The sequence below is a fragment of the Phycisphaerales bacterium genome (assembly GCA_020852515.1).
In the GTDB taxonomy this organism is placed as follows: Bacteria; Planctomycetota; Phycisphaerae; order Phycisphaerales; family UBA5793; genus UBA5793.
On record JADZAS010000025.1, the window covers coordinates 112,416 to 136,920 of the forward strand.

21 protein-coding genes are annotated in these 24,505 nt (G+C 66.0%); 12 read left to right on the forward strand and 9 right to left on the reverse strand.

Annotated elements, in window-relative coordinates:
• Positions 1-7: 7 nt before the first annotated feature.
• From IT430_16495 to IT430_16505, 3 genes are read right to left on the reverse strand one after another with little or no spacing between them, the layout of a single operon-like run.
• Positions 8-964, reverse strand: a complete 957-nt coding sequence (locus tag IT430_16495) for an MBL fold metallo-hydrolase (GenBank protein MCC6909539.1) — start codon at positions 962-964, stop codon at positions 8-10.
• 40 nt (positions 965-1,004) lie between these two features.
• The gene (locus IT430_16500) at positions 1,005-1,541 is read right to left on the reverse strand and encodes a class IV adenylate cyclase (GenBank protein MCC6909540.1); all 537 of its coding nucleotides are present in this window, start codon (positions 1,539-1,541) and stop codon (positions 1,005-1,007) included.
• A gap of 13 nt (positions 1,542-1,554) precedes the next feature.
• On the reverse strand, positions 1,555-2,115 hold the full coding sequence (locus IT430_16505; GenBank protein MCC6909541.1) for a hypothetical protein: 561 nt from the start codon (positions 2,113-2,115) through the stop codon (positions 1,555-1,557).
• Positions 2,116-2,392: 277 nt separating this feature from the next.
• Between IT430_16505 and IT430_16510 the strand changes: the two genes are divergently transcribed.
• The 5 genes from IT430_16510 to IT430_16530 are packed head-to-tail and all read left to right on the forward strand — an operon-like array spanning position 2,393 to position 10,018.
• Positions 2,393-3,346 carry an efflux RND transporter periplasmic adaptor subunit gene (locus IT430_16510; protein ID MCC6909542.1) on the forward strand — a complete coding sequence of 318 codons (954 nt, stop codon included), beginning with the start codon at positions 2,393-2,395 and terminating at the stop codon, positions 3,344-3,346.
• Between the two features lie 46 nt (positions 3,347-3,392).
• Positions 3,393-3,743 (forward strand): DUF3467 domain-containing protein, encoded by a 351-nt coding sequence (locus IT430_16515; GenBank protein ID MCC6909543.1) that lies wholly within the window; start codon positions 3,393-3,395, stop codon positions 3,741-3,743.
• 41 nt (positions 3,744-3,784) lie between these two features.
• The gene (locus tag IT430_16520; GenBank protein ID MCC6909544.1) at positions 3,785-5,668 is read left to right on the forward strand and encodes an efflux RND transporter periplasmic adaptor subunit; all 1,884 of its coding nucleotides are present in this window, start codon (positions 3,785-3,787) and stop codon (positions 5,666-5,668) included.
• A gap of 58 nt (positions 5,669-5,726) precedes the next feature.
• Positions 5,727-7,952: a PqqD family peptide modification chaperone gene (locus tag IT430_16525; GenBank protein MCC6909545.1), complete on the forward strand. Its 2,226-nt coding sequence runs from the start codon at positions 5,727-5,729 to the stop codon at positions 7,950-7,952.
• The gene (locus IT430_16530) at positions 7,952-10,018 is read left to right on the forward strand and encodes a hypothetical protein (protein ID MCC6909546.1); all 2,067 of its coding nucleotides are present in this window, start codon (positions 7,952-7,954) and stop codon (positions 10,016-10,018) included. Before IT430_16525 ends, IT430_16530 begins: the two co-directional genes overlap by 1 nt.
• Before the next feature lie 2 nt (positions 10,019-10,020).
• Here the strand turns inward: IT430_16530 and IT430_16535 are convergent, their stop codons facing one another.
• From IT430_16535 to IT430_16545, 3 genes are all read right to left on the reverse strand, one after another.
• Entirely contained in the window at positions 10,021-11,265 is a 1,245-nt protein-coding gene (locus IT430_16535) for a TlpA family protein disulfide reductase (protein MCC6909547.1), read from the reverse strand.
• A 114-nt stretch (positions 11,266-11,379) separates the two neighbouring features.
• Entirely contained in the window at positions 11,380-12,024 is a 645-nt protein-coding gene (gene fsa, locus IT430_16540) for a fructose-6-phosphate aldolase (GenBank protein ID MCC6909548.1), read from the reverse strand.
• A gap of 100 nt (positions 12,025-12,124) precedes the next feature.
• The gene (locus tag IT430_16545) at positions 12,125-13,009 is read right to left on the reverse strand and encodes an HAD-IIB family hydrolase (GenBank protein MCC6909549.1); all 885 of its coding nucleotides are present in this window, start codon (positions 13,007-13,009) and stop codon (positions 12,125-12,127) included.
• 103 nt (positions 13,010-13,112) lie between these two features.
• Between IT430_16545 and IT430_16550 the strand changes: the two genes are divergently transcribed.
• Positions 13,113-13,895 carry a hypothetical protein gene (locus tag IT430_16550; protein ID MCC6909550.1) on the forward strand — a complete coding sequence of 261 codons (783 nt, stop codon included), beginning with the start codon at positions 13,113-13,115 and terminating at the stop codon, positions 13,893-13,895.
• A gap of 11 nt (positions 13,896-13,906) precedes the next feature.
• Here IT430_16550 and IT430_16555 read toward each other — a convergent pair whose 3' ends face one another.
• Both IT430_16555 and IT430_16560 read right to left on the reverse strand, forming a co-directional pair.
• The gene (locus tag IT430_16555) at positions 13,907-15,196 is read right to left on the reverse strand and encodes a DUF1501 domain-containing protein (GenBank protein MCC6909551.1); all 1,290 of its coding nucleotides are present in this window, start codon (positions 15,194-15,196) and stop codon (positions 13,907-13,909) included.
• A gap of 12 nt (positions 15,197-15,208) precedes the next feature.
• Positions 15,209-16,708 carry a DUF1800 domain-containing protein gene (locus IT430_16560; protein ID MCC6909552.1) on the reverse strand — a complete coding sequence of 500 codons (1,500 nt, stop codon included), beginning with the start codon at positions 16,706-16,708 and terminating at the stop codon, positions 15,209-15,211.
• A 260-nt stretch (positions 16,709-16,968) separates the two neighbouring features.
• Here IT430_16560 and IT430_16565 point away from each other — a divergent pair, with 260 nt between their 5' ends.
• Complete coding sequence (locus IT430_16565; protein ID MCC6909553.1) at positions 16,969-17,940, forward strand: ROK family protein; 972 nt, start codon at positions 16,969-16,971, stop codon at positions 17,938-17,940.
• A complete protein-coding gene (locus IT430_16570; GenBank protein MCC6909554.1) occupies positions 17,937-19,997 on the forward strand; it encodes a glycogen debranching enzyme family protein in 2,061 nt (686 codons plus the stop codon). Before IT430_16565 ends, IT430_16570 begins: the two co-directional genes overlap by 4 nt.
• Before the next feature lie 80 nt (positions 19,998-20,077).
• Here the strand turns inward: IT430_16570 and IT430_16575 are convergent, their stop codons facing one another.
• A complete protein-coding gene (locus IT430_16575) occupies positions 20,078-21,118 on the reverse strand; it encodes a MoxR family ATPase (protein MCC6909555.1) in 1,041 nt (346 codons plus the stop codon).
• Positions 21,119-21,227: 109 nt separating this feature from the next.
• Between IT430_16575 and IT430_16580 the strand changes: the two genes are divergently transcribed.
• The 4 genes from IT430_16580 to IT430_16595 all read left to right on the forward strand — a co-directional run bounded on the left by IT430_16580 (position 21,228) and on the right by IT430_16595 (position 24,487).
• A complete protein-coding gene (locus IT430_16580; GenBank protein ID MCC6909556.1) occupies positions 21,228-21,614 on the forward strand; it encodes an ATP-dependent Clp protease adaptor ClpS in 387 nt (128 codons plus the stop codon).
• A 209-nt stretch (positions 21,615-21,823) separates the two neighbouring features.
• Positions 21,824-22,135 carry a hypothetical protein gene (locus IT430_16585; GenBank protein ID MCC6909557.1) on the forward strand — a complete coding sequence of 104 codons (312 nt, stop codon included), beginning with the start codon at positions 21,824-21,826 and terminating at the stop codon, positions 22,133-22,135.
• 53 nt (positions 22,136-22,188) lie between these two features.
• Entirely contained in the window at positions 22,189-23,079 is an 891-nt protein-coding gene (locus IT430_16590) for a hypothetical protein (GenBank protein MCC6909558.1), read from the forward strand.
• Positions 23,080-23,245: 166 nt separating this feature from the next.
• Positions 23,246-24,487: an IscS subfamily cysteine desulfurase gene (locus IT430_16595; protein MCC6909559.1), complete on the forward strand. Its 1,242-nt coding sequence runs from the start codon at positions 23,246-23,248 to the stop codon at positions 24,485-24,487.
• Positions 24,488-24,505 lie beyond the last annotated feature (18 nt).

Genomic DNA, 24,505 nt, shown 5'->3' on the forward strand with positions numbered 1-24,505 from the left:
GCAGCAGTCAGGATGCGGCCGAGGGCTCGCGCAGCGCCGCCTGCCACCAGACGTCGCCGGGCGCGCAGCGGATGATCTTTCCAAGCCCATCGTCGCCGGCGACCGCGATGAGCCGCTCGAGCGGTTCGTCGTGGTGCTCGTCGCTCAGTTTGAATGTTGAGTGATGCACCGGCAACAGCAGGCGCCCGCCGCACGAGTTGAACATCGACCACACCTGCTCGGGCGTGGCGTGCGCTTCCTCCCACGGGTCGTAGGCGCCGATGCCGAAGATGGCGAGATCCACGTCGTTGAGGTGACTGAAAGCGGGGGTGAGCGCCGTGTCGCCGGCGTAGAGCACACGGCGCGGATCCGATTCGATGAGGTAACTGTTGTAGCCGCGATGCTGGTCCCAAGCCGATCGGGCGCCCCAGTGGCGTGGTCGGATGGCGGTGAAGCGCAGGCCCTGCACGGTGATGGCACGATCCCAGCCGAGTTCGATCACGCGGCGAAATCCCTTGGGGATGAGCCGCTTGGTGTGCCGGGCCGTGATGACAGTGGTCTGCGGACTGACCAGACGCGCCAGCGTGTTCTTGTCGAGGTGATCAAAGTGCGCATGCGAAATGGCGATGATGTCGATCGGCGGCAGGTGCTCGGGTTCGGCGGGCAGTTCGCACAGGCGGGAGATGCCGACTTTCATCTTACCTACGCACGGGCCGATTCGATGCGAGAGGACCGGGTCGGTCAGAATGGTCTTGCCGTTGAGGCGCAGCAGAACCGTTGCATGACCGAGCCACGCCGCAGCGATGGGCTGCTCCTCAAACTCCGTCGGCACCGTCCACGACGCCACTGCATCCACCTGCCGGTATCGCGGGCGGACCGACTGCCAGAGTTCGCGCGGATAGCGCCGCATGCCTGATCGCATGACCTTGACGGCGTTGCGACTCCGGCCCGGCTGCGGCGCTTGACGATCTTGCGGTCGATTCATCTCACCCTTCCCAACGATGCTGGCGTGCGATCACGCAATTCTATTTACGATCCGGTTCGTCAACCGGTTCATGCCTCAGCCGATCGAGCAGATTGGCGTATCCGCCGGCGATTGCTTCACCGAGAATCGGCGAAAAAGCGGAGCGCAATTCCGCAATCCGCTCATGGCACGCCTTGACGTGGTTCTTGCGGCTGACCTGCGCTTCGAATTCGATGAACGTGCCGAGTTCCTCCACGCGGTCGAGATGGATGCGCACATGGCCCAGCAGCCACAACTCTCGTGTTTTTCGGACCACGAGCCACTCGCGCAGGGGCAGCACGCCCCAGCGGGCTTTGGCCTGCTCATCCGAGTAGAGCATGAAGTGGCTCATCTTGGACGTCGGCCGGTCGTTGCGATGGTAGAAGATCCACTCGACCGGCTCGCCCGGCACCACCCGCTTCTTAAGCCGGCCGTCGGGAATCCTGAAGTACGTGTCGGTCTGGGCGAGCACGCGGACAAAGCCGGCGCCCAGCGCGCGGCACTGCGATCGCGCCACCTCGAGATCGCGCAATTCGGCTTTGAACTCGACGTTCTGCATGGAGACGGCAATTCTAGCGGCCCGGCATCGCCTTCAGACAGGACGCAAGCCCGCCTGCGGCCACAACGTCGAGCATGACCCCGGTTGGTGCGATTTTCAGCCGCTGGTCCGGGGCGGCAAGCGTCAAGGCGGTCAGGTCGATTTCCACGCTCATGCCAGTTTCGAGCCGGCGCTCGCCGGGGCCGGTGGCGAACCGGAGGCAGTGCAGCCAGCCGCCGTTGACCGCCGAGCGGAGAAATCCCGGGGCGTAACTGTCGGCCACGACGCAGCGCACGCCGGCTTCGTGCAGGGCGATGGCCGAGTGCTCCCGCGCGCTGCCACGGCCGAAGTCCCGGCCGGCGGTGAGAATGCTGTAGGCGGACTGGAACTCTCCGACGGGAACAAACGTACCAAAGGAGTCGGCGAAGCGCGCCAGCGCGTAGGCCCCCAGCCATCGCCGCTCAGCGGGATCAGACAGATCGAACGAGAGGTATTCCGGGGCGAGGATGTCGTCGGCCCCCACGCCGTCACCCACGCAGTAAATGCGGCCGCGTAGAGGCGTCAATGAGGCGGTTGGCGGCGGGTCGGCTGGCACGGGTCGTTCCGATAATGTGGAAGTCGTTTGACGTTCTTTGAGGCCGGTCGCAAAATTGATTCGAAATCAAGCCGGGGCAGGCTATATTCATAGGAGCAGTTCGCCCGCCGGACCCGCGACGCCGCCAGGCGCCGCCGCAGGCGACTGAACCCGATGGACTCGCGTCGAGCGGATTTGTGGATGAACGCCAGGCGAGGTGGTCGGGGCCGCATCGAAACAAGAGTTCCCGCCAGCGGGATGCGGTCGGCAAGCCCAGAAGATGTCAAGGAGCCTCGCGATGGAGATGATGCGTCGCCCGGAAGTTGCGTCCCCAGCCTCGCCGCGCCGTCGGCGCGCCGTGTCGCCGCGCCTGGTCGGCGCCGCCTGTCTTGCCGCCGTGGCGACCGTCACCTGGCTCGCCGGCGCTTCGTACTCGCAGTCGAGCGGGCGAAGCGCGCCGCCTCTGTTCGAGGGATACCGGCCCGAAGGCTACCCCGCGATCTCCACGCCCAGCCGCACCATTACTCTGGCCTTCACCCAGTCGGGGACTGTCGAGCGCATTCCCGTCGTCGAGAGCCAGGTCGTAGCGCCCGGCGATGTGATCGCACAACTTGATGACGAGGTGCAGCGACTGCAGGTGCAGGCCCAGCGCCTGACTGCGGAAGACAATTCCGCCGTGGCCGCCGCCGAACGCCAAGCGGAACTGGCGCTGTACGACCTCGAAAACGTGAAGGAACTGACGGCACTGGACTCGGCCGCTCCCCGCGAACTCAAGCGAGCCGAGGCTGAGTACGCGCTGCGGCAGATCGACGTCCAGGCCGCCAAGCGCAACCACGCCCAGGCGGGGATCATCCTCGAGCGCGAGACGGCCGCGCTCAACGACATGACGCTGCGCAGCCCGATACACGGGATCGTGGCGCGTGTGGCCGCGCAGGAAGGCGAGACGCTTGAGGGCCTTGAGCCTGTGGCCCACGTCGTGTCGATCGATCCGCTGTGGATGGATGTCTCCGTGCCGGTGCGGCTTGGTCTGCTCGTCGAGCCGGGCAGCATCGCGGACATTCACTGGCGCGACGTGCCCGGCGACATGCGCTTCGAGGGGCGCGTGCTGTGGGTCTCGACGGTGGCCGACGCCGCATCGAGTTCGATCGTCGCGCGGGTCGAAATCGACAATCCCAATCGTCTGCCGGCCGGTCTGCACGCCCTGGTGCAGTTTCCAGAGGCTCAGGACGCCCTGCTTCGATTGAATCCGTAACGCTCACCTACCATTGACCTGCGAACCACCAACGAAAGGACACGAAGTGGCAGAACAGAAACCGCAATTGACCGAGACGCAGACCGGCCCCGAAGGACAGCGCCGCGAAGTGACGCTGCGCATCGACGAGTCGGACATGAGTTCGGCGTATTCCAACACGTTCCGCACCGACGGCTCAGCCGAGGAAGTGATCCTCGACTTCGGCCTCAATCGCATGGTGCCGGGCCGGCAGAATGAGATGGTCTTCAAGGTGCGCAACCAGGTCATTCTCAACTGGCGCAACACCAAGCGCCTCGCGCTCACGCTGGCCAACATCGTGCGCCAGCACGAGGAGCGCTTCGGCGAAATCGACATCAAGCAGGGTCAGGCGCAGCCGCAGTCGGGCCAGCAGGGCTGAATCGCGCCGAGCACCTCGGCGCCTGAAGCAGAGGTCTTCACATGGACGAACAGGTCGTCTCCATTTCCGCATCGACCTCCGCCGAGGTGGAGGGTTCGGGGCCGCTGCGCCCCGGCCATGGCGTTGATGCGTTTTTGAGCGACCTGATCAAGCGCCAATGCGGGCTTGTCCAGGCGGTCGCCGGCGTCGTTCTGCTTCGACCGACGCGCGAGCAACCTTCCGGCGCGACGATTCGGCACGAGGTGGACGGGCGCTTCAACATCACGCCGCGCCACTACCGACGCCTGACCGAGCTGGCCACGCGCGCCGCGCAGCAGAGCAGGCCGCTCATCGACCACATCGCCGCGGATACCGGCCTGCTCTCGGCCGCGCCCGAGTACCGCGTGCTGGCGGCGCCGCTCATGCTCGCGGGCCGGCCGCACGGCGCCTCGGTCTGCATTGTGCCGGATCGATCCGAGCGCGAACTTGAGGAGAGCCTCAAGCGGCTCGAACTGAGCACCATCGCCTTCGAGGCGTTTCTCTGGCGCCAGCAGGCGTTCATCGAGGCGGAGTCGAAGATCCAGTTGCGTGAAGCGCTCGACCTGCTCGACAAGTCCAACCAGGGGCACGACACGAGCGAAATGGCGGCGATGTTCTGCAACGAACTGCAGCGCCGCTTCGGCTGCACGCGCGTCTCCATAGGGCTCATTCACGGCCATGCCGTGCGCGTCGTCGCCATCGGCGGGAGCGAACACCTCGACAAGCGCAGCGAACTGGCCGAGGCGCTCGAAGCCGTGATGGAAGAGTGCGCCGACCAGGACACCGAAATCCGCTATCCGCAGCCTCCCGACGCCGACGCGTCGGAGCGGCGCGTGGTCCGCGCGCACGCCTCGCTGAGCGAACGCTACGGCCCGTGCTCGATTGCCAGTTTCCCGCTGCGGATTGAAGATGGCCTGATCGGCGTGGTCGTGATGGAGCGCGATCCGAGCGATCCGTTCAATGATTCGACGCTGCGCCTGCTGCGCCTGATTGCCGAGTACATCGGGCCCACCGTTTGGACGCGGCGCATGGCCGACCGCGGCGTGCTCGCCGTGAGCCGTGACCGCGCCATCGATCTTTCCGAGACGCTCGTCGGGCCGCAGAAGACCGGGCCGAAGGTGTTTGCGCTGGTGGCGCTGCTCGTGCTGGCGATATCGTTGCTCGTCCCGGTGCGCGACCGGGCGGTGGGCACCGGCCGCGTCGAGGCCGACCTGCGCCGCGAGATCGCCGTGCCCTACGCCGGGCGGCTCGAGGAGGTTTTTGTAACTCCCGGCGATCGCGTCGAGGCCGGCGTGACGCCGCTGTTCCGGCTCGACACGCGCGAGGCGAAACTGCAGCTGCAATCGACCATCGGCGAGGTGCAGCGTCTGCGCACGCAGGCGGATGATGCGCGCTACCGCGGCAAGATGGCCGAGGCGGCTCAGTTTGATGCGCGAATCCTCGCCGCCCAGGCCGACATCGATCTCTACCGATACCAGATCGACAGCGCCACCGTCGTCGCGCCCATCAGCGGCATCGTCACCGTCGGCGACCTGACGGACCGGCTCGGGCAGATCGTGCAGCCGGAGCGGCCGATCATGGAAGTCGCCCAACTCGATTCAATCACCGCCGTGGCGATGATTCCCGAGAGCGGCATTGCGCGGGTGGCCGTCGGTCAGCGCGGCGCGCTGGCGATTACGGCCCGGCCCGGCGACAAAGTGGGATTCGAGGTGGTGCGGATCACGCCTGCCGCCGAGATGTTCGAGCAGAAGAACGTCTACCGCGTCGAAGTCGAACTCATCGACCACCCCGAGTGGCTCCGGCCCGGCATGGAAGGCCAGGCGAAGATCTGGGGCCAGCGAACCAACCTCTTCACGATCTACACCCGGCCGCTGTTTGATGCGCTGCGTCTGCGCTGGTGGTGGTGAACCGGCCGCCGCAACGGAGGCCCGGCCGATCGTGATGAACTGCATACGTTGAGCGACCATGGCTGAGATCAGCAGGACATTCAGCGAACTCTGGTACCGCGTGGCGGACTTTCGTCCTCGCCTCAGCGCCCATCTTGTGGTGCGCCGGCACACGTACCGCAGCCAGACCTGGTTCGTGCTGGGCGATCCCACGAGCACCAAGTTCTACCGCTTCAACGCCGCCGCCTACCGGTTCCTCGGCCTGCTCGACGGCCAGCGGACCGTGCAGGAAGCGTGGGACGTCTGCAACGCGCAGCTCGGCGATGACGCGCCGACGCAGCGCGACTGCCTCGACCTGCTCGCCCAACTCCAGATGTACGGCCTGCTCCGCAACGACCTGCCCGTGGATGTGCAGCGCCTGCGCGAACGCATCGTGCAGATTCGCGAGCAGCGCTACCAGGAACTCACGGGCAAGTACCTCTTCTGGACGGTGCCGCTGTTCAACCCTGAGAGATTCCTCGCGAAGTTCGCCAACGTCGCGCGCGTGGTGTTCGGCAGATGGGGCTTTGCGGCGCTTGGCATCCTGCTGCTGCTGGCGATCCGCGCCGTCGTGCCGCGCTGGGAGGAGCTGACGGGTTCGCTTAACAGCGTCATCGCCATCGACAACCTCTTCTGGCTCTCGTTCACGTTCCTCGTGCTCAAGGCGATCCACGAACTGGGCCACGGCTTTGCCTGCAAGGCCTATGGCGGGCGGGTGACGGAAATCGGCATCATGTTCATGATCGTGCTGCCGATTCCTTACTGCGACGCAACGACCAGTTGGGCGTTCGCCAACAAGTGGCACCGCATCCTGGTGAGCAGCGCCGGCGTCATGTCCGAACTCGCCGTCGCGTCGATTGCGGCGATGATCTGGGCCGCGACTGATGCCGGCTTCGTCCACACGCTGGCGTACAACGTCATGTTTGTCGCGTCCGTCGCCACGGTGGTGTTCAACATCAATCCACTGCTGCGCTACGACGGCTATTACATCCTGGCGGATCTGACCGAGATACCCAACCTCGCCACGCGCTCGCAAGAACTGCTCAAGTGGATGACGCGGCGCTATCTCTTCGGCGTCAAGGGCGAACCGTGCCCGCCGCTGCACGACCGCACCGAGGGCGCGATCATGGTCACGCACGCCGCTCTCGCGTTTCCCTACCGGCTGGTGGTGATGGTCTCTATCGTGGCATTCGTGGCCCAGAAGTACTTTGTCTTCGGCCTGCTGCTGGCGCTGTTCGGCACGATCATGTGGCTGGCCGCGCCGATCGTCAAGGGACTCAGTTACGTCCTTTCCGAGCCGACACTGCAGGTGGTGCGCGTCCGGGCGGTGGCGGTGTCGTTCGGACTGGTGTTGGCGGCCGTCGCGTTCGTGGGGCTGGCGCCGATGCCGGCGCGCGTGGCGGCCCTGGGCGTCGTCGAGCCGCTGGATCGCAAGACCTACCGGGTCCCGCACGAGGGGTTCCTCGATCAATTCTTCGCCGTAAACGGGCAGCGCATCGCCGCGGCCGAACCGCTGTTTGCCATGTCCAATCCCGAGATGGAGCAGCAGCACAAGCGAGCCGTGGCCGGCGTGGAACTCGAGCGGCTGCGCCGCGACGCCGGCTACGCCAGCAGCGCCGCCGAGGGGCAGGTCGGCGAGTCGCTCTACCACGACGCAGTCGATCGACTCGACGCCATCGAAGAAGCAATGAGCGAGATGTACGTCGAGGCGCCCTTTGACGGCTACGTCATCGCGCCGGACCTCGATACGCGCGTCGGCTCCTACTTCAAGGCCGGAGACACGCTGCTGCTGCTCGCCACGCTGGACGACATGGTCATTCGCGCCTACGTGGACGATCGTGACTTTGCCTGGCTCTTTCCCGACGGACTCACGGAGGGCGCGACGGCGTCCGTGCGGGTCAAGGGGCGCCTCTATGACTCGCCCGACCAAGTCGTCGAGTTTGACATCGACGTGCAGCGCTCGGGGTACACCGGCGAGCGCAGCCTGCCGTTCCAGTCGCTCGGGCTGAACGTGAGCGGCGGCGGCATCGCGGTGGATCCGACGGACAACCAGGGCCAGCGCACGCTCAGCCCTCAATGGCTGGTGACGCTCCGCCCGCGCACGCCGCTGGTCGAGCGCGGCTCGGGTGAGGTCGAGCCAGGCAACGCCATGGCGGCCCTGCCGGGCACCCGGGCGCGCATCCGCTTCAGCCGGCCCGCCGAACCGCTCCTGACCCAGTGGGTGCGCCGTCTGCGCCAGGCGCTCACGCGGAGGTTTGAGATCTGATGGCCGTGCGCGCCAAGGCTCATTCCGACGGCGGCGATGGCCCCGGTGGCGCCACATCCGCCGCGGCCGTTGCCCTCGAGCCGGCCAGCACGCAGCGCCTCTGGCGGCCGTTCTCGTATCGCCCCAGGCGGCCGCGCGAACTCAAGGAACTCGATCGCTACAACGAGTCGATGCTCGGGGCCGTGCAGCGCCTGTACTGGGCGCACCGCCGGCTCCGTGCCTCGGCCGAGCGCGTCGTGCGCCTCAGCGACGCCATGATGCGACTGTCCGAAGCGGTGTTCGATGACGAGATCGAACAGGCGCGCGAGATGGCGCGGCGGGGCCGGCGCGATCACGAATCGCGCACCCATGCGTTTGCGGTCGTGCGCGAAGCCGTCCGCCGAACCACCGGCCTGCGCCTCTTCGCCGAGCAGGTCATGGGCGCGTGGGTGATGGAGGATGGCTGCCTGGCGGAAATGGCTACTGGCGAAGGCAAGACGATCACCGCTTGCCTCACCGCGGCCGTACAGGGCTGGATGGGCTACGGCGCCCACGTCGTCACGGTCAACGACTACCTCGCCCGTCGTGATGCCGAACTCAACGGTCCGGTGTATCGGCGCCTGGGCCTGAGCGTGGGCATCGTGCAGGACTCAAGCCAGCCGCCCGAGCGGCTCGAGGCCTACTCGCGCGACATCACGTACATCACCGACCAGCAACTCATCTTCGATTACCTGCGCGACAAACTGCACGCGCCGCTCCAGCCGCGCGTCTCGTCGCTGCTGCTCGATGAAGTGACGGATACGGCAATGGCGGGGCGGCGCGAGCTGTGGACCAGCCGCATTGTGCAGCGCGGGCTGTACGCCGCAACGATCGACGAAGCCGACAGCGTCCTCATCGACCAGGCAACGACGCCGGCGATCATCGGTTCGGAGGGTGGCGAAGACAAGGCGGCGCAGTATTACTTTACCGCCGCCGAACTTGCGGCGTCGCTGCGCGGCGGCGAGCACTACGTCGTCGATGTGCCCCAGCACCGCGTGGACCTGACCGAGGAGGGACTCGAGCGGCTCAAGACCGTATCCGATGCACTGCCGCCCTTCTGGGCCGGGCCGCGCCGGCGCGCCGAACTCGTCACTCAGGCGCTGGTGGCCAAGGAACTCTTCCACAACGAAGATCACTACATCGTCCGCGACGGCGACGTGCACATCGTCGATCCGCAGACGGGGCGCATTCTCGACGGCCGGCAGTGGCAACTCGGCCTGCACCAGGCTGTTCAGGCCAAAGAGGGGCTCACTGTCACTGGCGCACGCGAGACGATGGCGCGCATCAGTTACCAGCGCTTCTTTCAGATGTACCGCCGGCTCAGCGGCATGACCGGCACGGCGTGGGAAGTCCGCAAGGAGATGTGGAGCATCTACCGCCTGCCTGTCGTGCGCATCCCGACGCACAAACCGATGATCCGCAAACAAGCGCGCGACCGCGTCTATCTCGATCGCGCCGCCAAGTTTGAGGCCGTGGCCGATCGCGTGGCTGAGTTGCACCGGCAGGGGCGGCCGGTGCTCGTCGGCACGCGCAGCGTCGATGCGAGCGAAGCGATGGACCGACTGCTCGAGGAGCGGAACATTCCGCATCGCGTGCTCAACGCCGTGCGCCACGAACAGGAAGCAGCGATCGTTGCGGCGGCCGGCAAGCCGGGTTCGGTCACCGTCGCGACGAACATGGCCGGACGCGGCACGGACATCATCCTCGGCCCGGGCGTGGCGGAAAAAGGCGGCCTGGTTGTGATCGCGACCGAGCGCCATGAGTCGCGCCGCATTGACCGGCAACTTTTCGGTCGCGCCGGCCGCCAGGGCGATCCCGGTCTGGCGGAGGTTTATAAGTCGTTCGACGACGCCTTGATTAAGCAGAGCGGCATCAAGCCTCTGGCGCGGCTGCTGCGCCGCTCGGCGCTGGCCCGGCGCCTCGGCCTGGAGCGATTCCTGTGGTGGCACGCTCAGCGAGCCGCCTCGCGCCGCCAGTCGCTGAGCCGCCAGATGATCGCCAAGAGCGATCTGTGGTTCGACCGGGCCTTGTATTTCGAGAACCGGTAGACTCAGTTCCGCGCTGTGCCCGCGTGCTCCTGCACGTACTTGAGAATGTCGCCCTTGAGCGCGTGGCCGTTGCCGGCGTAGATGATTTTGCCTTGCCGATCAATGAGGACGCAGAAGGGGATGCCCTGCACGCCATAGGTCTGTGTCACCGCGCCTGCTGCGTCGTGCACCTTGATCCACGAGCACTCGCCGCGCGTGTGATTGCCGCCGCGGATGACCGGCTCGTCTTTCGCTTCCGCCCAGGCGAGTTGCATCTGGGCCGTTTCGCCGCGCCAGTTCGTGCCGACGCCGAGGATGACCAGGTCCTTGTCCTTGAAGTCGCGGTGGAGATCGACCAGAAATGAGTCCATCAGGCTCACGCACGGCCCGCACCACGTGGCCCAGAAGTCCAGGAGGACGATCTTGCCGCGCAGGTCTTCCAGTTTCACTTCCTTGCCCGTGTGGATGTCATTGAGCCCGAAGACCGGAGCGATCTTGCCCGGGGCGATTTCACCGGCGCCTGCAAGGGCCTCGGCGCGGCTGCGCAACTGCATCTGCGCGCGCAGGACGTTGGCCGACTGCACGCCCAGCGCCTGAGCCTGCTCGACGAGCGTGCCGGCCTCCTTGAGATTCGCGTCGCCGCCTTGCTCGATGAGAAGCATCGCCTTGGCGCCGAGCGCATCGGCGCGGAGGTCGGCGGCGTCGCCCGCCAGCGTCAGCGCCTGTTCGATGGTCGCCAGACGCTGCTCCATGCTCTGGCCTTCGATGCCGGTGCGCACCAGCAGCAGCCTGACCTGCCTCGTCTGCGCCGATGCGATGGCGCGATCGATCTCCTTCAACGCGCCCTCGGCGCCGTGCACTTTGACTGCAGCCAGGGTCCGCATGTTTAGCGCGCGATCAAATTCGGCCGGCGTCAGCACATCCGCGTCCAGCCAGCGATCCACCGTATCGATGACCCTCTGCGGCGCATCCATGCGCGCCAGGCACGAGAGAAGCGTCGATCGAGCCATGACCGCCTTGTCGCCGCGCGGAAATGCGTCGCCGTATCTGGCGCACGCATCGGCGTAGGCGCTGAGAAGCTCGGGCGGAGACGTGCCGCCGCGCGGCGTGGCGTCAACCAGAGCCTGACGCGCTGCATCCATTGCCGAGACGAGTGAGTCCTGCGACGCCGGGGGCTCGTTGCTCTGCGCCAGGGCGACAGGCGCGTGCAATGCTGCAACCAGAGCGACGCATGCGGCCGACGCTCGCCAGAGACTCAGTGCATTCATTTCAGTTCTCCTGAAGAGGGAGAGGCGACGATAGAGCTGCGCCTTCCCCGGCACGGAGTGCCGAGGCTTTGCCTTGCCTCGTTGCCTTGGTCCCTGGTTGGCTGCCGCCTTCGCTCACCCCTGACCCTTTTTCCAGTCGGCCAGGAACTTCTCCAGACCGACGTCGGTGAGCGGGTGGCTCATCATCTGCTTGATCACGCTGAATGGGACGGTCGCGACATCGGCGCCGGCCTTGGCGACGTCCACGAGATGTTTGCTGTGCCGGATCGACGCGGCGAGAATGCGCGTGTCGTAGCCGAAGTTGTCGTAGATGGTGCGGATTTCGCTGATGAGATGCACGCCGTCGCCGGCAATGTCGTCGATGCGCCCAAGAAACGGGCTGACCAGAAACGCCCCGGCCTTGGCCACGAGCATTGCCTGCAGCGACTGGAAACACAGCGTCATGTTCACTCGCACGCCGCGGTCGCTGAGCGTCTTGCAGGCCTTGAGGCCCTCGACGATGCACGGCAGTTTGATGACGATGTTGTCGGCGATTTTCGTCAAGGTGTTCGCTTCGCGGATCATGCCGTCGTGGTCGACGCTGACGACCTCGGCCGAGACGGGTCCGGACACGATTTCACAGATCTCGCCCAGCCGCTTGTGGAAATCGACCTTTTCTTTGGCGACCAGCGACGGGTTGGTGGTGACCCCATCAAGGACGCCCATGTCGTTGGCCTGGCGAATCTCGTCGAGGTTGGCGGTGTCAATGAAAATGTCCATATCGATTCATCCTTCCCGATGGGTGTGTCGCGTGCGTCGCCCTCACTCAAAGCGTAGGCCGGCCGGGGCAGCAGAAAGACGAGCGATCGTCATGTGGCGTTCACCACGCGCCCGCGAGGATCTGCTCGATGGCGTGGGCAACGCCGTCCTGTTCCTGGGGGAGCGTGACGCGGTCGGCGACCTGCTTGATCGGGTCGATCGCGTTGCCCATGGCGATGCCGAGTCCGGCGTGACGGATCATCGCCACGTCGTTGATCTCATCGCCGATCGCGGCGACCTGCGCCGGTGTGAGGCCGCGATCGGCCGCCAGAGCCGCGATCGCCGCCCATTTGTTCGTCTGGGCGTTGAAGATCTCCATGAGGTGGATCGCGTCGTCGTGGAGGTGCCGGCCGTTGCCGTCGGCAGAGATGACGGGGAAGTGATGCACGAACGTGCGCCGGGCAAAGTCCTGCACGACGCGGGCGCCCAGCTTTTTCATCTCGCGCGCCGTCGTCACGATCCCCAGCCGCACCGTTTCATCGGGATAGGGATCATCCTCAAACCGCTCAGCCCGCGTGACGATCACCGGCACCTGGCGGAACCACCATTCGCTGGCGGCATCCACCTTGCCGTTGCCCAGCAGCACATAATCCACGCCCGTGCTCGAGCGATCCTTGAGCAGCAGGACGTAGTGACCGGTCGCATCGTTGAGAATCCGCGAAAGATCGCGCACGAGATCGCCCGGCATGGCGCTGCGGTGCACGGTCCTGCGCGAAGGCAGCTCGACCGTCATCGCCCCGCCCGCAACCACCGCAGCGCCCGCCAGGTCGAGCTGCTCGATGACGTGGCTGCACTCGGCCAGCCCGCGACCCGTACAGACCACGACTTCGATCCCCGCCTCGACGGCTCGGGCGACGGCATCGCGATTGGCGTTGCTCAGCACGCCACCGGGGTCGAGCAGCGTCCCGTCGAGGTCGATCGCGAGCAGTCGGTAAGAAGAGGCCATGAGTGGGTGATTCTAACGCCCCGGGCAAGCGCCGCGAAGCCCCGAAGGCTCGGCAACATTCACGGCTCGCCGGGCGTCTCGTCGATACGGAGTGGAACTCGCGATGAAGAAGGCAAGCGCGTGCCAGGCCGGTCTGAGACGTCTGGACGCCGGCTGGCTATACCTGCTGGCCGGCGCTGCTCTCGTTTCGTCCATGGTGCTGATCGGTCCGGCAGACGATCTCGCCCAACTCCGTCACCGCCGAGACCGCCTGGCCGGGCTCGAGTCAGACGCCATCACCCGGCTGCAGGCGTACGAGACTTTCCTCGAAGCCCTGGACGACGCCGACCCCATGCTCGTGCGCCGGCTGGCCGCAGCCCAACTCAACCTGATCCCGGAATCCGTCAAACCGATCGGACTGATCGGCGTGGAACTCGACGCCCACGTTGACGACTGGATCCACGAAGCGCTGCCACCTCCGACGGTCGTCGATCCGCCACAGGTGAAGGACTCTTGGCTGCGCCGCCTGGCGTCCGGTCCGACGCGGCTGTGGACGATGCTCGCCGGCATGCTGCTCATCTTCATCGGCCTGCTGCCGCAGGCGGACGCGGCCGCCCCCGCAGCCGATCCACTTGACGAGCCGGCGGAAGCTCAGGTCCCAAATGCATGGGCGGTTGAGATCGAAGATGACCTGACGGAGGCCGGGGAATTCGACGACGATTGGCCGGCGGATGACGAGGAGCACCGGGATGCGCTCGAGGAAGTGGAGAGCGCACCACACCATACGCGGCGACAGCTGATCGTCTCAGAAGACGGCGAACTCATCGACGCCGATGACGAGCAGGATGACGATGCGCCGCCGCGCGTGCAGGTTGTGTCAGTCTCCGCGTCTTCAGCAGCAACGTAGCCCGGCGGCGATCAGACGCCCTTGTTGAAGATCGCCGCGGGCCGGAACGCGCCTTTGAGCACCTTCCTGCTGTCGGCCTTGAGCCAGGATTCGAGGATCGCGGCGTAAACGCAGCGGAAGTCGATGCTGAACTTGAGATCGCCCTGATCGAGATCGGTCAGGGATGGGTGAGGGCCGAGCACGCCAGGCCGGACCATCGGCCCGAGCAGGAACATGGGCGCTGCCGTACCGTGGTCAGTGCCCTGCGAGGCGTTCTGCTTCACGCGCCGGCCGAATTCGCTGAAGGTCATCGTGAGCACGCGGCCGTCGTTGCCTTGCGCCTTGAGGTCCTTCTGGAACGCGAGCAGAGCCGAACCGACCTGTGTCATCAGATTGGCGTGCGCACCCTGCTGACCTGCGTGAGTGTCGAAGCCGCTGATGGTGACGTAGTAGACGCGCGTGGGCAGTTCAGCGCGGATCATCGAGCCGACCATCTGCAGCTGCTGGCCCAACTGGTTGCGCGGGTACTCCACCAGCGGCCGCACGCGCACGGCGTTGCGGATCTGTTCGCTGGCGATCTGGGCGTTGAGCGCGGTGCGCGTGAGGAACTCCAGTTGCGTCCCGCTCTTGACGCCTTCGACGCGGTCGCCGCCGCGATTGATTTCCTCGTAAGGTTCGCCGAGCGAGTTGTGCAGGTCTTCACCGATCCAGCGGAACAGGTCCGCGGTTTCGAACGAGACGGGCTTGTTGAGATCGCCCATCATGGCCTTGGGCGCCTCGCGGCCGATGGCGATTTCGGCGTTGGGCTCAGGCGTCCCGTTGCAGGTGTTGTCGAAGTAGCGCCCGATCCAGCCGTTGCCCGAGGGCTGCTGGGGGTTGGCGGTGTGCCAGATGTCCATGGACGTGAAGTGCGAGCGATTGGGATTCGGGTAGCCCACGCCCTGGACGGTGGCGAGCAGGCCTTCGTCGTGCAGTTGCTTGAGCCCGGCGAGGTTCGGGTGCAGGCCGAGCCCGTCGGCTCCGCCGCCCAGGCGCAACACGTTGTTGGCCGGGATGCCCAGTTGGGGCCTCGCGCGGTAGTACTGATCGTCGCCGAAGGGGATGACGGTGTTGAGCCCGTCGTTACCGCCGCCGAGTTGAACGACGACCAGAATGCGGTCCTGCGGCTTGCCGGCGATTGAACTGGTCTGGAGGAGATCGAACGGGTCGGTGAGGCCGAACGCCGAAGATTGAATGAAGTAGGGGACCGTCGCCGCGGCCGAGACCATGGTCAGCCCCTTCTGCAGAAAGACGCGGCGCGTGTAGGCATGTTCGTTGCACATGGCGTTTATCCCTCAGCAGAGTTGATACTCGGGCATCGCGGTGATCAGGCACAGCATGCCGATGACCAGTTCGTTGTTCACGCGCCCGCCGTTGCCTTTCGCGAATTCCAGCAGGGTCTCGCGCCGCGCTTCGAGCGGCTTGGCGCCCAGGCACGACTTGATCAGGAAGTCCACGGCGTCGGTGATCGCGTATTCGCCGTCGTCGCCTTTGGTCAGGTGCGCGAGCAGGTGCATGGCGTCGTACGTTGATCGCGTGGAAGAGCCGCGGAAACCGCTGGGCAGCCGGCCTGTCAGCAGGTGCGTGAGCAGATTCTGACGCACGAAGAGCGTGGAAGTGTTGATCCACGAGCGCCCGCCGACCCAACCCTTGACCGACGGCGGAAAGAAGATGTCCTGGCCCATGAGTTCCAGCGCATCGACGAGGATGTTCAGATCGAGAATCGGCGTCTTGAGCGAGCGCACCGCCTCGACGACCAGTTGCACCGGCGACTTGATCTCCGCGGCGATGTTCGCGTTGTCGTAGAAGTGCTCGCTGCGAAAGAGCGTGCCCAGGACCGGAGCGAGTTCGTACTTGCTCGATCGCATCTCTTTGGCGAGGTTCAGGATGAACGTCTTTACGGCGGGCTCGATTGGTCCCGGCAGGTCGTTGACCAAGAAGCGATACAATTTCAGCGAGATGAACTCGCTGCACTGCGTCTTGCCGAGAATCAGGCGCACGAAGTCGTCGCCGTTGTACGTGCCGCGCTTGCCGAAGATGACCTTCTGTCCCTCGTCGTGGAAGTCCTCCCGGAAGAGGAACTCGTTGCCCTCGAACGAATAGCCCGTCAGCGCCCGCGCGCCCTCCTTGATGTCGTTCTCGGTGTAGCCATTGCCCTCGCCAAGCGTGAAAAGTTCCATCAATTCGCGAGCAAGGTTTTCATTGGGCTGGCGCTTGTGCGATTCGTTGTTGTCGAGGTACACGAGCATCGCCGGATCGCGGATGATCTGGAAGCACAACTCTGCGAAGTTCCCCACCGCGTGCTTGCGGAACATCTGGTTCTGCAGAAACAGGTGGTAACTGTTTTCGATCGTGCGATAGCCGGTCGCGAAGTGGCCGTGGAAGAAGAGCGTCATCTTCTCTTCGAGGGGGCGCGGCGTCTCGATCATGCGCTTGAGCCACCACTGTTGCATGGCCCGGACCTGCTGGCGATCCTGCCGCTGCCGTTCCTGGCGCAGCCGCCGCAGCCGCTCGAGCGTGACTTCGTCCTGCGCCTCCTGCGCTTTGCGATAGGCCAGCCGCTCTTCGGGCGAGGGTGGCGTCATGATGTCGCCGCGGAAGTCGTCGGGCTTGATCGCCTCAGTCGGAATCTCGCGATAATTGATGAGGTAATCGACGCTGCGGTCCAGGCCCCACTCGACGAGCAGGCGCACCTGGTCGGGCGTGCCGCCGAAACCGGCCCGGCGGAGCAGGTGGTTGGCCTCCCAGTGGCCGAAGGCGTCGGGTCGCAACGGCTTGAGCGTGGCAGTAGGCATGGCGTCACCTCATCGACTGACCGGCCGGGGACTGATACCCGCACAACGCCTCCGGCGACAGCGACATTGCCGGCGGGCGGCGACGAGAGGCCGCCCCGGCCTCTTATTGGATGGTCTCGCTTGAATATACCGGCAAACGGATCGCGGCGGCATGAAAACTCGCCGCAGAAAAGGCGCCCGGCGTCATTTCCTCGGATTGACCTAACCCATCGGCGCGACCATCATCGTGGGGTGGCGAGCACACGGGGTTGGATGATTCAATGGCAAAGGCAGCCGCATACGTCGTCGGCGTTGATCTGGGCGGCACGTACACCCAGGTCGGAGTCGTTGACGCCCGAAACCGGATCGTCGGCCAGGCCCGGCCGCGCACGCTTGCCGACGAGGGCATCGAGGTCGTCATCGACCGCCTGTGCGAAGGAATCGAGGCCGCGTGCCGCGATGCCGGGGTGGCGCCGGCCGAGCTCGGCGGCATCGGCGTGGGTGCGCCCTCACCGATCGACGCCGACTGCCGCATCATCATCAACGCCGTGAACCTGCGCTGGACGAACGTGCCGCTGGCGGATCTGGTCTCGCAGCGGCTCAGCGGCGTGCCGACTACGCTCGACAACGACGTCAACGTGGCCGTCTGGGGAGAGTACATCCTCGGCGCGGGCCGGGGACATCGAAATGTGCTGGGCATGTGGGTCGGCACGGGCATCGGCGGCGGCCTGGTTATCGAGGGCCGGCTCCATCACGGATCGTTCGGCACCGCCGGCGAGATCGGGCAGGGCGTCATTCTGCCCGGAGGCGGTCCGGCGTCGGAGAAACTCGAAGAGCACGCCGCGCGTTCGGCGATGGAGCGCCGGGCCGTTGCCCTGCTGCGCGCCAATGAGCCCTCGTCGCTGCGCGACGCGGTGAACGGGAACGTCGATGACGTGCGCATCGACCACATTGCCGAAGCGATCGAGGCGGGCGATGCGCTGGCGCTGCGCATCGGCCGGCATTCGGCTCGCATGGTCGGCATTGCCGCCGCCAACGCCGCCACGCTGCTCAGTCTCGATTGCGTGGTGCTCGGCGGCGGCGGGGTGGAAGCGCTCGGACAGTGGTATCTCGATGAGGTGCGCCGCGTGTTCGATCGTGCCGTCTTCCCCGATACGCTGCGCCAGTGCGCCGTGGTCGCCACGCAACTTCGCGAAAATGCGGGCCTGCTCGGCGCCGCGCTGCTGGCGCGGCAGCGGCTGTGCTCGCCATGAATGTCGAGCATGATCCATCCTCCTTCGACCGCACTCATCTCATCCGCTTCCGCGGCGAAGGGGATGTTCGGCGATTCATTGACACGGAATGGCTCCTCAGCGACGGCCTGGGCGGCTTTGCCATGGGCACCGCGCTGGGACTCAACACCCGCCGGTACCACGGCTGGCTCATCAGCGCCCGCAAACCTCCTGTCGGCCGGGTCATGTTGCTCAGCACCTTGCTCGAGCGGCTGACTTGTGCCGAGCCCGGCGGCCGGGAAGAGACGGTGGAACTGAGCAACTTCGAGTTCGTGCCGCACCACCTCGCGCCGCGCGGCTATCGGCATCTCCAGCAGTTCGAGCGCGGCGTGAACGCCTGCCGCTGGATCTACCGCACCGGCCCGTTCACCTTCGAGCGCACCATCAGCCTGCGCTGGCGCATCGGCGGCGCGGATGTGACGTACCGGATATCCGGCCCGGCCGGCTCGACCATTCGGCTCGCGCTGCTACCGCTCCTGCGCTGCCACGATTTCCACCATCTCATCCGCTGCGACGGCCGGCGCTTTCGCGTGCGCGGCACGCGCGAGGGCATCGCCATCGCCGCACCGGATGGGCACGAAGTGCATCTGTCTACGTCGGACGGCCAGTTTCACGCGCAGTCCGACTGGTGGTTCAACTTCCACTACCAGCAGGAGGCCCTGCGCGGCCTCGACCACATTGAAGACCTGTTTACGCCCGGCGAGTTTCGTCACGAGTGCACGATCGAAGGCGCGGGCTGCTGCGAGTTTGCACTCCACGCCAGCGCCGACGGCGAGGGACCACGCACCACTGCTGAGCAGGCGGAGGAGAATCGCCGGGGGCATCTTGCGCGGCACGCGGCGTCGGTCCGGCCGAAGGCGCCGTCGCTGGCGGCGCGTGTGGACCTGCTCGCTGCGGCCGATGACTTCGTCGTGCCGCGCCGCGTCGGCGACGAGTCGCTGATGACCATCCTCGCCGGCTATCCGTGGTTCGGCGACTGGGGGCGAGACACGATGATCGCGCTGCGCGGCCTGCTGCTGGTGACCGGCCGCCTCGATGAGGCGCTGGCCACGCTGCGCGCCTTTGCGGCGCACCGCCGCCACGGCCTGATTCCCAATCTCTTTGACGACTCCGGCGAGGCCGCGCACCACAACACCGCCGACGCCAGCCTCTGGTTCATCGACGCCGCGTGCAAGTACCGGGCCGTGTCGGGCGATGCGGCCGGGTTCGATCGCGATCTGCGCGATGCATGCCTTGACATCATCGACTGCTATCGGCGCGGCACCGACTTTGGCATTCGCATGGACGAGCGCGACGGGCTGATCGCCGCCGGCGACCCGTCAACGCAACTCACCTGGATGGACGCCAAGCGCGATGGGGTCGTCTTCACACCCCGCTTCGGAAAGGCTGTCGAGATCAACGCGCTGTGGTACAGCGCCCTGCGCCAGATGGCGCAGGCTGCACCGCAGCGAGCTGCGGAACTCGGGGCGCTGGCCGATCGCGTCGGCGAGTCCTTTACCGCCCTGTTCTGGTGCGACGAGATGAACTGCCTAGCGGATGTGCTCGTGCCCGACGGTAACGCTTGGGTGCAGGATCGCTGTGTGCGACCGAATCAGATCATTGCGTGCGCGCTCGCCCATAGTCCGCTGGATATCGAGCGCCGCCGGCGCGTCATCGCAGTCGTCGAAGAGCACCTGTTCACACCCGTGGGGCTTCGCACGCTCAGCCCACGCGATTCGCGCTACGTCGGCCGCTTCGAAGGCGGCATGTTTGAGCGCGACAAGGCGTACCACCAAGGCACCGTCTGGCCCTGGCTCATGGGGCCGTTCATCGAGGCGGTGCTGCGCGCCGATGAATTCAGCGACGCAGCCCGCCGCCGCGCCCGTTCGCTTCTGCAGCCGCTCATCGAACAGACGATCGTCGGCCGCAGCCTGGGGCAACTCGCCGAAGTCTACGACGGCGATGCGAGTCCCGATCGCCCGCGCCTGCCCGGCGGCTGCATGGCCCAGGCGTGGTCTGTGGCCGCGATCCTCGATGGACTGGCGCTGACGGAGCAATAGCCTCGTGTTCGACCTCGGCGCGACTCAGCCGACGTCGTCTCTTGCGGCTGTGAGCAGCTTGCTCCATCGCCTGGCGCCTACTACTCGTACTTCGGCTCATCCACCGCGTCGAGCAGGCGCGTGACGATCTCGCGCGTCGTGATGTTTTCACCAGTGGCGGTGTAATTGAGCACGAGCCGGTGTCGCAGCACCGCCATCGCCACGCGGCGCACGTCGGCGGCCGATGGCGTCGGCCGACCCTCCAGAAGGCACAGGCAGCGCGCGCCGATGAGCATGTGCTGCGCCGCGCGAGGTCCGGCGCCCCATGACATGTACGGTCGTACCGTGTCCGGGCAGGTCGCGTCCTCCGGTCGAGTCGCCCGCGCCAGGTCGACGGCGTGGTCGATCACGTGATCGCTCACCGGCACCTGGCTGATGAGTTCGCGGCAGCGGAGCAGATCCACCTGCCCGAAGACCGGCCGCACCGCCTGGCGCGCAATGCGATCGGATTCCGCCGCGATGATGCGCTCTTCCGCTCGCGCGGGATAATCCATCCACAGGCTGAACATGAAGCGATCGAGTTGCGCCTCGGGCAGCGGATACGTGCCTTCCTGTTCGATGGGATTCTGCGTGGCGACGACGACGAACGGCTCGGGCAAATGACGCGTCTGGCCACCAATGGTCACCTGGTGCTCGGCCATGGCTTCGAGCAGGGCCGCCTGCGTCTTGGGCGGCGTGCGGTTGATCTCATCGGCCAGCAGCACGTTGACGAAGATCGGCCCGGGCAGGTAGCGCAGATGCCGCTGTCCGCTCTGGCTGTCGGTCTCGACGAGTTCGGTGCCCAGCACGTCTGAGGGCATCAAGTCGGGCGTGAACTGGATGCGGTTGAACTCAAGGTCCACGCTCCGCGCCAGCGTCCGCACGAGCAGCGTCTTGGCCAGGCCCGGCACGCCGACGATCAGCACGTGCCCCTGGCAGAACAGGGCGATGAGCAGTTGTTCGACGATCTCGTGCTGGCCGACGATGACCTGCCGCACCTGCTCGCGCAACTGGGCAAAGCGGCGGGGGAGGTTGTCGAGATCAGCGGAAAGGCCCGCTGCCCGCGATCCGGCGTCGTTTGTCGGGTTTCCTTCCGCATTCATCGTGATCGCATCATATACTTGGAGCAAGGCCCAGCCGCGTCTCACGCTCCCGCGTGGGTCGGGCCGAAGAACGATCAACTCGAGCGCCAGTTGCGAGGATGCATCGCCGATGCGTGAGCCAATCATGACCGACGGACAGACGAACCAGCCGCAAGTGGACCAGCCCCGCGCCGATGAGCCCGCCGGCGGTGACGAGCAGCGTGGCGGCGCCGCCACCGCAACGAAGACCCGGCCCGCCAGGCCCAGCCGCAAAGTCGAGCACCTGCCGCCCTGGCGGGTGCTGCTGCACAACGATGATGTGAACGACCAGTTGTACGTCGTGGAGTCGATCACCAAGATCACGCCGCTGGGATTGCAGCAGGCGGATCGCTGCATGCTCGAGGCCCACATCACCGGACTGTCGATGCTCCTGGTCACCCACCAGGAGCGGGCGGAACTCTACAGAGACCAGTTCCACAGCAAGGGCCTGACGGTCACCATCGAGCCGACGGAGTAACGCCGGCGCGCTGCCGCCGCCGACGACCGCACCCTCACCTTACACCAACCGGCCGCGGCTGTGCGCCTTTCGTTCGGGGTGGTTTCCCTCCCTCGAATCCCCGATTTTCTCGGACATTTCGACCGGGATTATGCTACACTTGAAACATCGCCGATCTTAAGCGATGATTCACGGTTCCGAACCTGGTCCCCACTCGAAAGGGCCGGACCATGACCGACGCTCTTGATCTCTCCATCGACGAACTCTACGGCACCGGCTGGTCCGCTCTCGATTCCACCGGCTGCGAACACACGCGCGACGGGCGGGCCTATCCGGGCCTCGTGCGCATCCAGCGCGAGTTCGCCAAACTGGGCTACGAACTGCGCCTGCGCTTCGTGCAACTGTTCGACTGCTACCGCGCCGAATGGACCGATGCGCAAGGCAAGGCCGCCGGCGCCGTGGTCGGCTCATCCGAGATCGAAGCCGCCATCTACGCGCTGGCCCAGGTGCGCCAGACGACCAAGACCGGCGTGCGGCCCTGAGTCCAGCCGCCTCCCGCCGCCTCCATCCACACGCGCATACACTGCCCGCGATCATGTCGTCGCCGCCTCCTGTCCACGTCATCATCCCGACGCACACCGATCGCTACCTCGACTTCGTTCTCGTCGGCCTGGCCCGGCAGACGGTTGCGCCGGCGTCCATCACCGTCACCTGCGACGTCGTCGATGAGCGCATCGATCAGATGATCAGCCGCTGCGCCGACTGGCTCGGCCTGTCCATCCGCCACGTCCGCCGGGCGCACACCGGCGCCGAGCGCCTGGCGCAGGTGCGCAACAACGCGGTGCGCGCGCTGATTGATGCGGGCGTCACCTCCGGCAGCCTGCTGTTTCTTGATGGCGACACGTACCCATCCGACACCTGCATCGCGCAGCATGCGCGGCTGGGTGAAGGCGTCGATCTCGTCCTGCCTCACCGAATCTATCTGTCGGACCAGCAGACGGCGGCGCTCGACGCCGGCGCTCTGCTGCGTGGCGAGCAGGTGATCCAACCCAAGGCCGAGCAACTCGCCGAACTCGCTCGCCTGCACCGGCGTTACATGGTGCACCAGCGCCTTCGGCGCGTCCGCCTGACCAAGTCGCACAAGCCCAAGATGCTCGGCGGGCACCACAGCGTAACGCTTGAGATGTTCCGCCGGGTCAACGGCCACGACGAGCAGTACCACACCTGGGGTACGGAGGATGATGACTTCTGCCGCCGCGTGTACCAGGCGGGGGGCAGCGGCCGCGTCGCGGTGCGCGACATTCTGGTCTATCACCTGCACCATCCGACCCGCGCGCCCGGGGAGTGGTCCGACCGGGCCAACGCCCGGCGGTTTCTCCGCCGCGACCTGCCGATGCGTTGTGAACACGGTCTGGAATCGCCGCTTGACCAGCCGCCCGTGCAGGTGGACCTGGTCGCCCCTGCAGTGGCGTCTGGTCGGGGATAGGGCCGTGGCTCGTTCAGCGGCCGGATCCGAAGCCTGCGGAGACTGCCCCAAACCCGCGTTGCCGGTTGGCCGTACAGAGATTGAACCCTAGAATCATTCTAGAGAAAGCTGCAATCCGGCCCGGCTCAGCCCCCTGCGGCAGGCCAACGATGGAGACCGAATCGAAATGCCTGTAAAACTCCCGATTTACCTCGACCACAACGCCACAACGCCGGTCGATCCTCGTGTGCTCGAGGCCATGTTGCCGTACTTCACCAACAAGTTCGGCAACGCGGCTTCGCGTAACCACTCCTTCGGCTGGGAGGCCGAGGCGGCCGTGGACAAAGCGCGCGAGCAGGCCGCGGCACTGATCAACGCCTCGCCCAAGGAGATCATCTGGACGAGCGGCTCGACGGAGAGCAACAACCTCGCCATCAAGGGCGCCGCCGCGATGTACGAGAAGGCCCCGCGCACGGCCGAGAGCGGGCGCGGCCACATCATCTCCTGCACCATCGAGCACAAAGCCGTGCTCGACCCGATCAAGCGGCTCATGCGCGAAGGCTACGACGCGACGTTCATCGATCCGCCGCGCGATGGCGTGATCCGCCGCGAGCACATCGAAGCCGCGCTGCGGCCGGACACGATCCTCGTCTCCATCATGTGGGCCAACAACGAAATCGGCACCATCAACGAAGTGCCCGAGATCGGCGCGCTCTGCCATGAGCGCGACATCATCTTCCACACCGACGCCACGCAGTGGGTCGGCAAGATGCCGACAAACGTTGAAACCGACAACATCGACCTGCTCTCGTGGTCCGGCCACAAGATCTACGGGCCCAAGGGAGTGGGGGCGCTTTACGTTCGCCGCCGCAAGCCGCGCGTCCGCCTCGTGGCCCAGCAGGATGGCGGCGGGCACGAACGCGGCTTCCGCTCGGGCACGCTCAACGTGCCGGGCATCGTCGGCTTCGGCGCTGCCTGCGAATGCTGCAGCAAAGACATGGACAAAGACCGCGAGAGGCTCCTCGCTCTGCGCCAGCACCTGGAAGAGAGTATCAGCCGGCAACTCGACGTGGTGCAGATCAACGGCCATCCGACGCGCCGCCTGCCTCACACGACCAACATCTCCTTCGGCTTCGTCGAGGGCGAATCGCTCATGATGGGCATCAAGGAGATCGCGGTGTCATCCGGCTCGGCGTGCACGAGCGCCAGCCTCGAGCCGTCATACGTGCTCAAGGGCCTGGGCGTGGGTGATGAACTGGCGCACTCTTCGCTGCGCTTCGGCCTCGGCCGCATCACGACGCGCGAAGAGATCGACTACACCATTGAGCACGTCGTCAAAGCCGTTAAGCACCTGCGCGACATGAGCCCGCTCTACGACATGCACAAGGAAGGCATCGACATCAGCAAGATCGAGTGGGCCCAGCACTGAACCGATAGAATGATCTGA

What these genes read in the sequence shown, in the direction of transcription:
- IT430_16535 (MCC6909547.1), bottom strand. Translation starts at nt 11,265, where the DNA reads ATGAATGCACTGAGTCTCTGGCGAGCGTCGGCCGCATGCGTCGCTCTG.
- IT430_16545 (MCC6909549.1), bottom strand. Translation starts at nt 13,009, where the DNA reads ATGGCCTCTTCTTACCGACTGCTCGCGATCGACCTCGACGGGACGCTG.
- IT430_16510 (MCC6909542.1), top strand. Translation starts at nt 2,393, where the DNA reads ATGGAGATGATGCGTCGCCCGGAAGTTGCGTCCCCAGCCTCGCCGCGC.
- IT430_16575 (MCC6909555.1), bottom strand. Translation starts at nt 21,118, where the DNA reads ATGAATGCGGAAGGAAACCCGACAAACGACGCCGGATCGCGGGCAGCG.
- IT430_16500 (MCC6909540.1), bottom strand. Translation starts at nt 1,541, where the DNA reads ATGCAGAACGTCGAGTTCAAAGCCGAATTGCGCGATCTCGAGGTGGCG.
- IT430_16525 (MCC6909545.1), top strand. Translation starts at nt 5,727, where the DNA reads ATGGCTGAGATCAGCAGGACATTCAGCGAACTCTGGTACCGCGTGGCG.
- IT430_16530 (MCC6909546.1), top strand. Translation starts at nt 7,952, where the DNA reads ATGGCCGTGCGCGCCAAGGCTCATTCCGACGGCGGCGATGGCCCCGGT.
- IT430_16495 (MCC6909539.1), bottom strand. Translation starts at nt 964, where the DNA reads ATGAATCGACCGCAAGATCGTCAAGCGCCGCAGCCGGGCCGGAGTCGC.
- IT430_16570 (MCC6909554.1), top strand. Translation starts at nt 17,937, where the DNA reads ATGAATGTCGAGCATGATCCATCCTCCTTCGACCGCACTCATCTCATC.
- IT430_16520 (MCC6909544.1), top strand. Translation starts at nt 3,785, where the DNA reads ATGGACGAACAGGTCGTCTCCATTTCCGCATCGACCTCCGCCGAGGTG.
- IT430_16595 (MCC6909559.1), top strand. Translation starts at nt 23,246, where the DNA reads ATGCCTGTAAAACTCCCGATTTACCTCGACCACAACGCCACAACGCCG.
- IT430_16580 (MCC6909556.1), top strand. Translation starts at nt 21,228, where the DNA reads ATGCGTGAGCCAATCATGACCGACGGACAGACGAACCAGCCGCAAGTG.
- IT430_16560 (MCC6909552.1), bottom strand. Translation starts at nt 16,708, where the DNA reads ATGCCTACTGCCACGCTCAAGCCGTTGCGACCCGACGCCTTCGGCCAC.
- IT430_16565 (MCC6909553.1), top strand. Translation starts at nt 16,969, where the DNA reads ATGGCAAAGGCAGCCGCATACGTCGTCGGCGTTGATCTGGGCGGCACG.
- fsa (MCC6909548.1), bottom strand. Translation starts at nt 12,024, where the DNA reads ATGGACATTTTCATTGACACCGCCAACCTCGACGAGATTCGCCAGGCC.
- IT430_16550 (MCC6909550.1), top strand. Translation starts at nt 13,113, where the DNA reads ATGAAGAAGGCAAGCGCGTGCCAGGCCGGTCTGAGACGTCTGGACGCC.
- IT430_16555 (MCC6909551.1), bottom strand. Translation starts at nt 15,196, where the DNA reads ATGTGCAACGAACATGCCTACACGCGCCGCGTCTTTCTGCAGAAGGGG.
- IT430_16590 (MCC6909558.1), top strand. Translation starts at nt 22,189, where the DNA reads ATGTCGTCGCCGCCTCCTGTCCACGTCATCATCCCGACGCACACCGAT.
- IT430_16585 (MCC6909557.1), top strand. Translation starts at nt 21,824, where the DNA reads ATGACCGACGCTCTTGATCTCTCCATCGACGAACTCTACGGCACCGGC.